Raw genomic sequence first — 13196 nt, forward strand, 5'->3', positions numbered from 1 at the left:
TCATAGAAATTATCTACCGTGCGTTCTCTCCAATTTCACATGTTTCGTGGCCTCTATCTCCAACCAAACCTCTCACTCCGCTTTCGGGTTCCCTCCTCACCTTGGCGTTTACACTTCGATCACGGGGGGAGGGGGTGAGGCAAGTCTCAAACGATAATTACTCATTCTCGGCAGACCGGTGCAACTCCGTCATGTCCGTCTTTATCGAGACGAGTTCTCCAAGAGTAGCTCCGGGCTGTAACCACTACCCGGGGATCACTTCTTCTATTACATCTCTTCGAGTAAGTACCGACCCTACCACGCGAATGCGACCACCGAGGTAAAGTCTCCGAAGCGTTCCTTACACCCGTTATTGACTACAGCGGTTTCTGATTACGGCGGTGGTATTGATCCCACTTCTTCGGAGTCAGTAGACTCTGTTTAAGGTCTCTCGACTATGTGGACACACCAGTTCTTTCTGATACCGCTTGGCAGTACTGATGACTTGCTGTAATGGACTGGCTAGTTGTCGGTGAGCAGACCAGAATACTGCAACGGCATCTCGTCGATCTCCGTCTCCCTTCAGAACTACAGGAGTCACGATCCCACGTCTGCCTCTAACGTAACTTTCATATGGGTTGCGGTACCATACCGCAGTGAACGGCGGACAGTAAACCGACTGCCAGTAAGGAGGCCGTCGTTCAAGTGCACCACAACGGCATTGGCGATCCCGTCTGCCATCACCCTGCGTGTCCTGTCCCGTGCCAAGGTAAGACACGGAGGGTCCCCGGTGCTGCTGACTGGGAGACCACTGATTCTGATTACAGCAATGTCCGAGTAAACTCTGGATACGCGTCGCGGCGACCATCTGTCCCCTACTCTGGGTACTCTATCGGCCGGAAATGTTCACCGGTAGTTGCACCGCCAATTATTCAACGAACCGGGGTCTGGGCTCGGCCGTCGACGTAATCGTATGTACTTGTGGCTTGCAGTAAATAGCGTAAGTCCCCTACGTCTCTACCGCAGTCACGGAGTACTGTACGTAGGGGAGGCGGTGCAACTGTCACGTCGTTGGGGTGCAAACGACGACGATCACTGTGGGTGTGAATAAGTCACTGACCGTCGCCAAACGAGTATGATACACTCAACCAAATATACGTTGTGATAGAGGAAATGTAGGAACGAGATTCCGTGTCCCATAGTCTCTAACGAGGGTCAACTACGGTGCAGAGTGGGGGAAAAGTCGAGAGTCTGTGATAGAGTCTGCCGGCGTAAGGGGACAGATTGCCCCTCTCGTACACCCCTACGAACTATCTTCGTAGAACAGCGGGATGTCCGTGGAAAGTAATAGTCCGATCCAGTTACTCGTCTCCTCGATCGATCACTACCCGTTCACGAGACCCGAACATTCTTAACGTGATGAATGTTAGTTAGTCCCATGGCTGACGAGGGAACACGGGAAATCGGAAGGGTCCTGGAGACAACAGAGCGATCGATTACCGTTCTTCAAGCCGTAAAAGAGATGGATGGGGCGACTATCTCCGACTTGGTTCAGGAACTGGACATCGCGAAGAGTACTGTCCATGCCCACCTGTCGACGCTCCAGAAGCACGGTTTACTGGCCAAAGAGAACAACAGGTATCATCTCGGCTTGCGGTTATTCCATCTTGGACAGCACGTTCGTGGGGATAACGTGAAGTTCGAGTTAGCGGGCGAGACCGTCGAAGACCTGGCCGAAATGGTCAACGAGAACGCGGATTTCACCGTCGTGGAGAACGGAAGACTGCTGACGATTCACAATTCCACGAATCCGAACGATCCGTTCAAATCCGGGGGCTACTTTCACATGCACAGCACAGCGGCAGGGAAAGCCATCCTCGCGGCTCTCCCGCGCGAGGACGTAGAACTCGTCATCGAGAGGCACGGGACCCCCGAATTCACGGAACACACGATCACGGAGACGGAGGAACTCTACGACACGCTAGAGGAGGTGCGAAAGCGGGGATACGCGTACAATGACCAGGAAGCGGCGGACTCACTGCGAGGTGTCGGCACTGTCGTCAATAACCCGGACGGGAGCGTCTTCGGGGCTCTGTCCGTCGGGGGGCCTGCGTACCGGATCCAGGGTGATCTGTTGCACGAAAAGATTCCGGCAGCGCTCAGGGACAAAGCCGCTGAACTCGAAGAAAAGATCGAGGAATACGAACGAACGAATATCTGAGACGATCCCCTGAATGGGATGACTGCTCTGAATTACAGACATAGAAGTGTAAATTAGCCTGCCGATCTGATCGAACTACACTGCGTGACGCAGATACGGAGTGTGCGACGTCGAGAAACACGCTCTGCGGTGAGTGTTAGTTGCACTTGACTCTCTTACCACTGCCAGGCGTGTTTTGTTCTCGTGAACGCTACCGGCTCGAACTGAAGAAAACGCTATATTAGAGCCCAAATCTATGACCTCGCGTTTACGGTGTTCTGGTGTTCCGAACGAACGTGTAGATCAGGACAAGAACGAACGTGTAGATCAGGGCAAGAGAGCCCGATACCGAGCAGATCGCAGGGAGAAGTAGCGGCAGTAGAGGGACGTAGCCTTGGTGCCACAATTTTTATTGCTACTTCCAAATTTACTTATGCAGAGATGAGCCGTCACCAAGATAAATTCGAAGTCATCGTTATCGGTATGGGTGGCATGGGAACCGCAACCACGTATCACCTGGCGCGGCGAGGGATCGACGTTCTCGGGCTCGAACAGTACGATATACCGCATTCAAAAGGGTCATCACACGGGAGTACGCGAGTGATCCGGAAAGCGTACCACGAGGATGCGTCCTACGTATCCCTTCTGCACCGTGCATACGAACTCTGGGAACAGCTAGAGACGGAACGCGACGAGCGCCTCTTGTACAAAACCGGCTCCGTCTCCGCGGGTCCACCGACGTCTGAACTGGTCACAGGAGCGACCGAGGCCTGTGAGGAACACTCCCTCACCTACGATAGGCTATCGGCCGGAGAACTGTCCGAACGGTTTCCGGGGTTCGAGCTTCCGGACGGATTCGAGGCGGTGTACCAGCCCGACGGTGGGTTCGTCGACGCCCAGAACAGCGTCGTTGCGCACGTCGAACGAGCGCACGCTCACGGCGCAGAAATCCACGGGAGAGAGGCAGTTGAAGGATGGCAGTCAACCACGGACGGAGTTCGCGTCACGACCGAGAAGGGGTCGTACTCCGCCGACCGTCTCGTCATCAGCGCTGGTGCATGGACCGGGGAACTGGTCGAGACTGACGACTTCAGCCTCTCTCCGGAGCGCCAGGCACTCGCCTGGATCCAACCCGAAAAGCCTGACCTGTTCTCGATGGACTCGTTTCCTGCGTTCGGTGTGTCCGACGGGGAGAACCTCCACTACGGGACCCCGGTGTACGGTGTCCCCGGCGTGAAGATCGGTCGCCATCACCACTTCGAACAGGACGTCGACCCTGATGAGATGGACCGCGAGCCGACTGACCGCGACGAACGAGTCCTTCGCGACTTCGCGGACAGCTATCTCCGAGACGGTGCAGGCCCGACGATGGGTCTAAAGACGTGTATTTACACGAATTCCCCGGATGAGAACTTCGTCATCGACCGACTCCCGAACCACTCCAATGTCGTCGTGGCTGGTGGTTTCTCCGGACACGGCTACAAGTTTGCGAGCGTCGTCGGTGAGATCGCAGCCGACCTCGCCGCTGACGGGACCACCTCTCACGATATCGATCTCTTTTCACTGGACCGCTTTTGAGCAGGCACTGCGCCGATAGCGACTATCAACTCCGAGTGAAGCCAATTTACAAATGTCGGGGGACCGAACGGAACGCGCTAGTTTTATTATCCATACGGGGAAAATAGCTTTCATTCATGAGCGAGCAGAGCGAGCTTCCCGACCGAGCAGAGACCCTCATCGTCGGCGCGGGTGTTGTCGGTTGTAGCACCGCGTATCACCTGGCGAAGAAAGGGAGTTCGGATGTCGTCGTCGTCGACAAGGGGCCGATCCCGAAAACAGGCGGTTCGACCGTCCACGCCCCCGCCGGGTTGACCCAGACGAGCCCCGACCGCACCCTGGCTACGATCGCCAAGGAGACCCGCGAGATATACGATGCCGCCGGAGGATGGGAGGAAAACGGGGCTATCGAAATCGCGACGACTGACGAGTGTTGGGAGTATCTCAACCGTCGGATGGACCAAGCACGTACCAATGATATCGACGGGGCGGAGCTGCTGACCCCGGACCAGGTGAAAGAACACGTGCCGATTATCGAGACGGAGGACCTCATCGGCGGGTTTCACGTTCCGACCGACGGTCGTATCGATACAGTCTCGCTGCTCGACGGGCTAAAAACGGACGCCGAGAACCGGGGAGTATCGTTCCACGAGCGAACGACAGTAACGGATATCGAAACGACGGACGGAGCCGTCGAGACAGTGGTCACCGACCGGGGACGGGTACGGGTAGACGATATCCTCGTCGCGGGGAACATCTGGGCACCGTTGATCGGCGAGATGGTCGACGTTCCGATCCCGCTCGTTCCCTGCGCCCACCAGTATGGAGTAACCGACTCCATCGAAGCGCTCGACGGCTGGGAACACGACGTCGAGCAACCCTGGGTTCGCCACTGGGACGGCGACCTGTACTTCCGACAGCACGGCGATGGCTACGGGATAGGCAACTACAACCACGACCCGATAATCGTCGGTTCGTCTGATATCCCCACCCTCGACGACGCGATCGAGACTGAACCGGTGTACGATTACGTTCCGAATCAGGGCTCTCGACACGACCCGTTCAAACAGCCGTCGTCGCGTTCCTTCACCGAGTCGGATTTCGAAGACGCCTGGCGGGAGGCGACGCGGCTCTTCCCCGACTTCGAGGGGAAGGAGATCGTCAAAGGGTTCAACGGTATGTTCTCGTTCACACCCGACCACATGCCTATCATGGGCGAATCCCCCGACGTCGATGGGTTCTGGGTTGCGGCCGCTATCTGGTTGACTCACGGCGGCGGTGCCGGTCGAGTGATGGCTGATCTACTGGAGGACGGCGAGACTGACCTCGATATCGACGATATGCATATCACGCGCTTCGGGTCCCACGCCGAAAGCCCCTCGTTCGTTCACGACCGCGCGTACGAAGTGTACGACACCGTCTACGATATCCACCATCCCCGCGGGTCTTTCCAGACCCACCGTAATCTCTGCCAGAGCCCGGTCTACCGGCACCAAAAGGAACTCGGCGCAGAGTTCTACGAGGATGCCGGCTGGGAACGGCCCCGCTGGTACGGTGCGAACGACTCTCTTCTGGATGACTACGCAGTGCCCTCGCGATCAGGGTGGGAGGCGCAAAACTGGTCGCGGATAGAAGGTGCCGAACACCAGGCCGTCAGAGACCGTGTCGGTATCGCCGACCGAACGAGCGAGACGACCGTCACTATCACTGGGGAAGACGCGCTTCCGTTCCTACAGTGGGTCTTCACGAACGATATGGATCTCGAGGTCGGAGGTGTCGCGGAGACCACGATGCTGAACGAACGTGGCGGTGTAGTCGGATACGGGACGGTTTCGCGAGTAGAACCGGACCGGTTCCGCGTCTCGTTCGACGGTGGCGCTGCAGGCATGTGCCAGGTCAATCGGCTCCGAAAGCGTGCACCGGACGACAGTTCGGTGACCGTTTCGGACGGCGTATCCGGAAGCTGTGTGATCGGAATCTACGGACCGAACGCCCGAGCGACGCTCGAATCCGTTATGCACGCCGACGTCAGTTCGTTCCCTCGCTCGACAGCGCGCGACACCCACGTGAAGAGCGTCCCCGTCACGGCGGTGCGGGACTCGGATACGGGTGAGGACGGGTGGGAACTCCACGCTCCGACAGAATACGGCGGGAACCTCTGGAATACTCTCTGGCAGGCCGGCCAAGACCACGGTATCGTCGCAGTCGGCGATGGCGCGTTGAACACCCTCCGACTCGAAGCGGGGCAACGAGCGTACGGAACTGACGTACACGCGGAGTTCACACCGTTCCAGGCCGGTCTCGACGACTTAGTGGACTTCGACACCGAGTTCGTCGGTCGTGCGGCGCTGCGTCCGACTGGAGAGACCGATTCGAGTGTCGAACTGACCTGTCTCACGCTCGATGACCGCGGTGCCGTCGTGATGGACGGAGTTCCGGTGTTTGATGGAACACGTCGGGTCGGTCACGTGACGAGCGCCGGATACGGGTACGATATCGACGCCTGTATCGCCTACGCGTACCTGCAACCGGAGTACACTGCGGCCGGAACTAGCGTTACGGTAGAGTACCAAAACGAACGCTTCGACGCGACCGTACGAAACGAACCGCTGGTGAATAGAACCTGACCGACGCCGGCACCGAAAACTCTCGTCAGAAACTCAGGCCGTTTCGGTCGTTCGGGCGGCGGAAGCGGCGAGCAGCGCTTTTCTTGCAACCGAAAGCGGGGCTCGTCGCCCATTAATTATATATCCCTTCACAGTATCTCATGGGTTATGGTAGCGAATCAGAAGCGCCGCGAGTTCATAGCCACTGTTGGGGCTGTGAGTGCTTTCGGGGTCGCAGGCTGTTTGAGCGGTGACGAAAACGCTAGCGGAAACACGATCAAAGTCGGAGTCATGCAACCGCTCACGGGACCACTCGGTTCCGTCGGTGAACCCGCTCGCGACGCAGCAGTGTTACCCGCTCAACAAGTCAACGACGCCGATATCGAGGCCGAGATCGATATCCAAACGGAAGACACTCAGACAGATCCGCAAGCGGCAGTCAGCGCCGCACAGTCGCTTGTGGACGCTGACTATCCGGCTATCAGCGGCCCGCTGTCCACGGCAACGACCCTCCAAGTTCTACAGAACGTCTGCAAGCCGAATCAGATCGCTGAATGTACGCTCGCTACAGCGCCCACGATAACCGACGTCGACGACAACGATCTCCTGTTCCGGACATCGGCGAGCGACGCGCTCATGTCCCAGGCCGTCGCCCAACTCGCGAACGAAGGGATGGACGTTTCGTCCATATCCACGTTTGCCATTAACGACTCGTACGGGCAGTCACTCGCTAACGCGTTTGCGGACGCGTTCGATGGGAACGTTCTCGAACAGGTCTCCTTCGAGAGCGGCCAGTCCTCGTACACTTCCAAGTTAACTCAAGCGCTGTCGGGCGACCCTGACGCGCTGTTTATCGTCGCGTTCACTGAAAACGGGATCAAAATACTCCGCGACTTCTACTCCGATTTCAGTTCCGACACGGAGATATTAGCGACGAGCGGGATCTACAATCCGGCGATTCCCGAGAACGTCAACGCGGATCTCACCAACATCACAGGAGTCACGTCTGTCGGGACCGGTCCCTCGTTAGACCACTTCAATCAGGCTTTCAACGACGAGTACGGGAGCGAACCGGGGCAGTTCACCTGGCAAGCGTACGATGCGACGGCGACGTTGATGCTCGCGAACGCCGCTGCTGACTCCAACGACGGGGCCGCTATCAAGGACAACATGAGACAGATAGCGAATCCCGAGGGGACGGAAGTCACAGCTGATAATCTGGCCGAAGGCGTCGAAATGGCCATGAACGGGGACGATATCAATTATCAGGGCGTGACCAGCGATATCACGTTCGACGACAACGGTGACGTGGAATCAGGGACGTATTCGGAGTACTGGTTCACTTCCGACGGTGCCCTCGAAACTGGGGACCAGATCAGTATCGACTGATTGGTCTGTGCCGGATACCGTATAGATGCTTTCCCCGTACCGACGTCGTTACCACTGGACTAAGTGCCGGGTGCTACGGGATTATTTCACCGCTCGCAACATGCCGTGGCCCCAAGTTTTATACAGATTAAATGAGTGCCTCAGTACAGAGCAAGTAGATGCAGATGAGTGATTTTTACTCCGGCTTACGGGACAGTGTCGGCGACCGCCCCCTTCTCGTTGTCCTCGGGGTGTGCGTACTCATTCTGCTACTAGATCTGGTCCGGCAACTGAGTAGCGGCGCGTTGCCCGCACGCAATCTGGCGATATTTCTCAAAAACGGGATCGTACTCGGGCTCATCGTCGGATTAGCCGGGGTCGGTCTTTCGATGATATACAGTATTCTCGGGTTTGCTAATTTCGCACACGGGGATTACCTCACGACAGGAGCGTTCGCAGGATGGATGACGTCGTACATGATCGCCGGATTCGGTGCGTTCGGACTCGGCGATCTCTTTTTGATCGGTATCGCCGGAGACGCAACTACTGTCGGTGTCGGTGCCGGCGTCGCTACGACGCCCGTCGCGATCCTCGCCGGTCTCCTCGTCGCGATCGTATTTACCGTGTTCCTTTCGGTGGCGATCGACCGACTGATCTACAGCCGTTTGCGCGACGAAGAGGGGATCACGCTGGTTTTCACGAGTCTCGGCGTGGCACTTGTGTTGCGATATCTGATCGCGTTCGTCTGGGGGCAGAATTCGACTGGACTCACTTCGACTGCAGAGCCGAAGTTCAGCGTCTCGAGTATCGGGCTACAGATCAACGCTCACGAGATCACGGTCGCCGTGTGCTCTCTGCTGTTGATGTTCGCCGTCCACTACCTGTTGCAGTACACGAAACTCGGGATCGCGATGCGGGCAATGGCGGACAACCGCGATCTCGCGTCCGTTACCGGGATACCGACAGACCGAATCGTTCGCTCGACGTGGGTCATCGGCGGTGGACTAACCGGCGCTGCCGGCTACCTCATGACGCTCGAATCCGGAACGCTCGCCTTCAACACGGGCTGGACGCTGCTGTTGTTGATCTTCGCAGCCGTGATACTCGGCGGGATCGGTTCGATTTACGGGGCTATTTTCGGCGGGCTACTGATCGGGGTAGCGAGCACCGTCTCGCTCGTTTGGTTGCCCTCCGGGTTCACTCAAGCGGCCGCGTTCGCTCTCATGATCGTCGTATTGATCGTTCGCCCGAACGGGCTGTTCGGGGGGGTGACCACGGCATGACGAAACTGCTCCCGGGGTCATCACCGATGGAAAACCAACGGAGAGTCAGGCTGAACCGAGCAGCGAGAACTCTCGGCGTCACGCCGGAGCAACCCACCGGAGTCATCCAACGGAGGGCGCTTTAATGTCGTACACTGACCGGCTTCGGGACTGGCTCCTCACCGACGATGCCGCATTGATGCTCGGTGTGATGATCGGGTTGTACGCGTTGTTCACCGTCTTCGGCACCGTCCTGGGTCTCAACTTCGCAGGCATTGTTAGTACCCTTCAGCAGATCACCTTTTTCGCGGCGGTGTACGCCCTGCTTGCGTTGGCTCTCAACTTACAGTGGGGGTACGCGGGACTACTCAACATCGGCGTAGCCGGCTTCATGGCGGTCGCAGTGTACACCATGGCGATGCTCACTGCGCCCGTCAATGCGCCTGCTGGCGGTGTCCCCGGCCTCGGGCTTCCGATATGGGTCGGTATCCTCGGCGGCATGCTCGTCGCAGCAGTTGCCGGTGGAGTCGTTGCACTGCCCGCGCTCCGTCTGAAGGCCGACTACTTCGCTATCGTTACTCTCGCCTTCGCCGAGATCATCCGAATCACGTACAACTCGCAGCTGTTCCAGACGTTTTCGGTAGCCGGATTCGAGATGGGTACCGGCGCTTCGCGGGGTATTCCCGCTCCGACCAACCCCGTCCTGTCTCTCTACTACACTGATCCCTCCAACTACTCAGCGGGAACGACGGCGTTCGGAAGCATGGTTTTCGGAGCGTTCGGTGCCATCGGATTAGACGAGGCCCTTGTGGTGGATATCACGTACACGCTGATCCTCATCGGCTTTCTGGTCCTGTACTACGTCCTCCTGTCACGGATCGCTAACTCCCCGTTCGGGCGAGTTCTCAAAGCGATCCGAAACGACGAACTCGTCGCGCGCTCGCTCGGGAAAAACACTCGCTGGTTCAAGATCAAGACGTTCATGCTCGGCTGCGCGTTAATGGGGTTCGCAGGTATTCTGTGGCAAGGTAGTCAGTCGCTGATAACCCCGACCCAGTTCACGCCGATGCTCACGTTCTATATCTTTATCGCGCTGATTATCGGCGGTGCCGGTTCGAACACCGGCAGTGTCATCGGCGGGGCACTGTTCGCCGGACTGCTGTTTCAGGGCCCGGTGTTCGTCAGCCGGATCGTCGAAACGGTTTTCTCACTCGGTACTGCGCCGAATACCTTCCCTGACGCTGTGGCCGGGCTCGCCGCTCTGAGAGTCGAACCGCTGCTCGCCTACACACTCAGCAACTTGGCCAGCCTTCGGTTCGTGATCGTCGGGCTGGTTCTGATCTATCTGATGTTGAAGCAACCGACCGGGATACTCGGTCATCGAAAAGAGATCGCGGCTAGCATCGATATCACGGAACGTGTCTCGAGAGAGGGTAGTGCCACACCCCCCCAAGGGGAGGTAAATTCGCCGGACTCCCAGCCGGGTGACTCTGGTGAAGATGACCGATAAGACCACTGTGAAAGACCGTTGCTACACTCTGATCGTCTCGCCGTAGGCATGGGGTCATCTTCGGGAAAACCCGAACTGTGCCGTGCGATGCGCTGGACTGAGTTAGATCTTCTGTCGATGTCCCATCCGTACGCGTCAGCCACCCGCTTTACGATCGCTAACCCGAAGCCTGTTCCCTCTTCACTGGTCGAGTACCCAGTAACAAACGTCATCACGTTCCGCCTCGGGAATGCCAGACCCAGTATCCTCGACGTAGGACCCACTGGCTAACTCCCCACCGTAACAATATCGAAAGCGGATACGCTGTCTCTCTTGAACGCCGAACGTCCGCGGATCGGTCGGCAGTCTACCGTCGATGAGCAGGCCAGCGTACGGTGGACGGTGGTCGGCCATCATGCCTCCGATAGTGGATCCCCCAATACCTGGAGGAACCGCATTCGTGTCGTCGGGAGCCCACTCACAGGGAATTGAGGACGCGCTCAAACCGATCCGAGACATCCTCGGAGATCGAGTCCAGGGCGGGGTTGTCGGTGATTCCGACGAGTTTTGATGGATCGACTGCGCTCACTACGACCGTTCCATCGTCATCCTCGTACACAATGACGTTACACGGAAGGAGGGCTCCGAGTCCGATTTCGTCTTTGAGCCCGTCATACGCCAGTTCCGGATTACATGCGCCGAGGATTCGGTATTGGCGGAACTCCTTGTCGAGTTTTTTCGAGAACGTCGCTTGAACGTCAATGTCACAAAGAACCCCGAATCCCTCATCTTCGAGGGCGCTTATCGTCTGCTCAACGACATCGTCGAATGCACCGTCGATCTGGTTCTGTGTCGTGTAACCCATACTGTACAATACTCGCTCGACGTTGATTACTGTTGCGTGTGTGGCGTTGGTAGCAACGGATTCACAGCAGCAAACCATATCTGCGGGCGCCACTGCGGCGGGGTTGTGATGGAGACCGTCCCCCTATTGCAATTAGTGACCCGGGTCTCATCGTTTTCGGAGGTCTTCAGTGCGGAGCTCGCCCCTCGCATGCCAAGTACGCGGCCGGAGAGCGACGACAAGTGCTGCCGCATAGAAGACGGCGACGAGTCCCACGACTATCGGACCCGGAATCGTCCCGATTGCCGCCGTTTCGGTCCACGGTTCGGGAGCGAACGCCGTAATACGGACGATCCATGCGGCAAGAACCACGATAAACAGGGGAAGGTAGATGCGCCGCAAACGGTGAGCGATAGCCTCCTCAGCGGCGATTTTGAGTGTCGGCGTCCTGTAGTCCTTGCCGAGCGTCTCCCGCCAGTTATCATCAGCAAGGCCGTAATCAGGATCGAGGCCGTACGCCCAGACGTTCTCTTGGAGTGTGCGGACACGCGACCGCCAGATATCGTAGCCGCGGTAGCGTCGTGCCTCGATAACAAGGAAGACCGTCAACGTTGCGACACCGACAAGGATGATGTAGTGGGGGTTGTTCGGACTCGAGAATGCCCATGTGAGAAGCGCTGCAATCACGATGACCGCCCAGTTAGTCGTCCTGTCGAGTCGTTCGCGCCAGAGTTTCATCCGATGGATCTCACCACGATAGAGGTGAGCCATCGCAGAACTCGGCCCCATGTCTTCGTCGAGCAGGCCCGCACCGATATACGGTGATGCCGTTGCTTCAGGACTCTGCCCAGTATCGTCGTCCGATGATGAAGTCATCTGCGAGTGATCTCCCCGATGTGGAGGAACGTATTCGTGATTCGGTCACTGACCGTCTCGTATTTGTTCATAGTGTCGTTGGATGTCATCTTGGGCATATTGTACGATCCCGTATAGTGTCTACAGAATCGGGCTCCAATAGGATCAGGTGAATCAGATGAGGAGTTGGATGTCGGCGTCAGCCATATCCTGGATCGCCGTGGCGGCACCGACACCGGTCGTCACACCGTCGTAGAAGTCGTCCTCGTCGTAATCCATCAGGTCGATGGTCATCTGACAGGCCTGGAACTCGACGCCCATCTCGAGCGACGTGTCGATTAGCTCCTCGATCGTCGCCGTGTCATTATTATCGATTTTCTTTTCCATCATCTTCGTCGTCATACGGTCCATGCCAGGAAGCGCAGCAATGGCGTTCGGCATGGGCATGTTGGGGTTGCCGACGGAGCTCAGCTTCAGATCCTTCGAGCGCTTCTCGTGGAGGATGTCTAGCCCCCAGAACGTATGGAAGACTGTCACCTCGTAGTCGAACGCGGCAGCGGTACTCGCCAAGATGAGTGGCGGGTACGCCATATCGAGGGTGCCTTTCGTCGCGATAATGGACATCTTCGGCTGGCTGTCCTCACCTGTGGCCTCGGCAATCTGTTCTTCCAGCTCTGTGACACGCGCGGCGAGTTCCGCACGCGAAGGTTCCTCATCGCCGGACGTTGCTGTCTGCGTGGTGTCGGTGCTCATTATGCCTCCGTCTTCCGGACGTAGTGTTTGTACACGTCGTCGCCTTCCTGCTGGTCGAGGAGTTCGACGCCGTCAGTTGTATCAGCCCAACCGCCCAGGTCACTCATGCTACCGGGGTCGGTAGCGAGGACTTCGAGGACGTCTCCTTCGGCGAGTTGGTCGACGTTCTGTTTGGTCTTGACGACCGGCATCGGACAGTTCTGGCCCTTCACGTCGAGCGTCTCGGTGGTTTCGTACTCGGTCATGGTATTGGCTTCACTACCCAATATTGGCTCCGTTATGA

Annotated in this window: 10 protein-coding genes and 1 pseudogene; 6 read left to right on the plus strand and 5 right to left on the minus strand. The window is 57.6% G+C overall.

Going from position 1 to position 13196, the window contains the following annotated elements:
* Window positions 1–1417: 1417 nt before the first annotated feature.
* The 6 genes from SM753_RS17500 to SM753_RS17525 all read left to right on the plus strand — a co-directional run bounded on the left by SM753_RS17500 (window position 1418) and on the right by SM753_RS17525 (window position 10482).
* Window positions 1418–2200, plus strand: a complete 783-nt coding sequence (locus SM753_RS17500; RefSeq protein WP_323192615.1) for an IclR family transcriptional regulator — start codon at window positions 1418–1420, stop codon at window positions 2198–2200.
* A gap of 420 nt (window positions 2201–2620) precedes the next feature.
* Entirely contained in the window at window positions 2621–3757 is a 1137-nt protein-coding gene (solA, locus tag SM753_RS17505; protein WP_323192616.1) for an N-methyl-L-tryptophan oxidase, read from the plus strand.
* A 116-nt stretch (window positions 3758–3873) separates the two neighbouring features.
* Entirely contained in the window at window positions 3874–6363 is a 2490-nt protein-coding gene (locus SM753_RS17510) for an FAD-dependent oxidoreductase (protein WP_323192617.1), read from the plus strand.
* 222 nt (window positions 6364–6585) lie between these two features.
* Entirely contained in the window at window positions 6586–7731 is a 1146-nt protein-coding gene (locus tag SM753_RS17515; protein ID WP_323192618.1) for an ABC transporter substrate-binding protein, read from the plus strand.
* Between the two features lie 158 nt (window positions 7732–7889).
* Complete coding sequence (locus SM753_RS17520; protein WP_323192619.1) at window positions 7890–8993, plus strand: branched-chain amino acid ABC transporter permease; 1104 nt, start codon at window positions 7890–7892, stop codon at window positions 8991–8993.
* A gap of 124 nt (window positions 8994–9117) precedes the next feature.
* Window positions 9118–10482, plus strand: a complete 1365-nt coding sequence (locus tag SM753_RS17525) for a branched-chain amino acid ABC transporter permease (protein WP_323192620.1) — start codon at window positions 9118–9120, stop codon at window positions 10480–10482.
* Between the two features lie 116 nt (window positions 10483–10598).
* Here the strand turns inward: SM753_RS17525 and SM753_RS17530 are convergent.
* The 5 genes and pseudogenes from SM753_RS17530 to SM753_RS17550 form a co-directional block, all read right to left on the minus strand.
* Window positions 10599–10758, minus strand: a pseudogene (locus SM753_RS17530) (ATP-binding protein); the annotation flags it as partial.
* A gap of 181 nt (window positions 10759–10939) precedes the next feature.
* Window positions 10940–11326 (minus strand): DUF302 domain-containing protein, encoded by a 387-nt coding sequence (locus SM753_RS17535; protein WP_323192621.1) that lies wholly within the window; start codon window positions 11324–11326, stop codon window positions 10940–10942.
* A 147-nt stretch (window positions 11327–11473) separates the two neighbouring features.
* A complete protein-coding gene (locus tag SM753_RS17540) occupies window positions 11474–12181 on the minus strand; it encodes a DUF2270 domain-containing protein (RefSeq protein WP_323192622.1) in 708 nt (235 codons plus the stop codon).
* A gap of 153 nt (window positions 12182–12334) precedes the next feature.
* Window positions 12335–12913 carry a DsrE/DsrF/DrsH-like family protein gene (locus SM753_RS17545; RefSeq protein WP_135536863.1) on the minus strand — a complete coding sequence of 193 codons (579 nt, stop codon included), beginning with the start codon at window positions 12911–12913 and terminating at the stop codon, window positions 12335–12337.
* Window positions 12913–13158, minus strand: a complete 246-nt coding sequence (locus SM753_RS17550; protein ID WP_323192623.1) for a sulfurtransferase TusA family protein — start codon at window positions 13156–13158, stop codon at window positions 12913–12915. The genes SM753_RS17545 and SM753_RS17550 overlap by 1 nt, the downstream gene beginning before the upstream one ends.
* Window positions 13159–13196: the final 38 nt, after the last annotated feature.

This window comes from Halostella sp. PRR32, assembly GCF_034808085.1.
Lineage (GTDB): Archaea > Halobacteriota > Halobacteria > Halobacteriales > Natronoarchaeaceae > Halostella > Halostella pelagica.

Coding starts and splice junctions, on each gene's coding strand:
- SM753_RS17545 (WP_135536863.1), bottom strand. CDS start 12,913: ATGAGCACCGACACCACGCAGACAGCAACGTCCGGCGATGAGGAACCT.
- SM753_RS17520 (WP_323192619.1), top strand. CDS start 7,890: ATGCAGATGAGTGATTTTTACTCCGGCTTACGGGACAGTGTCGGCGAC.
- SM753_RS17535 (WP_323192621.1), bottom strand. CDS start 11,326: ATGGGTTACACGACACAGAACCAGATCGACGGTGCATTCGACGATGTC.
- SM753_RS17550 (WP_323192623.1), bottom strand. CDS start 13,158: ATGACCGAGTACGAAACCACCGAGACGCTCGACGTGAAGGGCCAGAAC.
- SM753_RS17510 (WP_323192617.1), top strand. CDS start 3,874: ATGAGCGAGCAGAGCGAGCTTCCCGACCGAGCAGAGACCCTCATCGTC.
- SM753_RS17500 (WP_323192615.1), top strand. CDS start 1,418: ATGGCTGACGAGGGAACACGGGAAATCGGAAGGGTCCTGGAGACAACA.
- solA (WP_323192616.1), top strand. CDS start 2,621: ATGAGCCGTCACCAAGATAAATTCGAAGTCATCGTTATCGGTATGGGT.
- SM753_RS17525 (WP_323192620.1), top strand. CDS start 9,118: ATGTCGTACACTGACCGGCTTCGGGACTGGCTCCTCACCGACGATGCC.
- SM753_RS17540 (WP_323192622.1), bottom strand. CDS start 12,181: ATGACTTCATCATCGGACGACGATACTGGGCAGAGTCCTGAAGCAACG.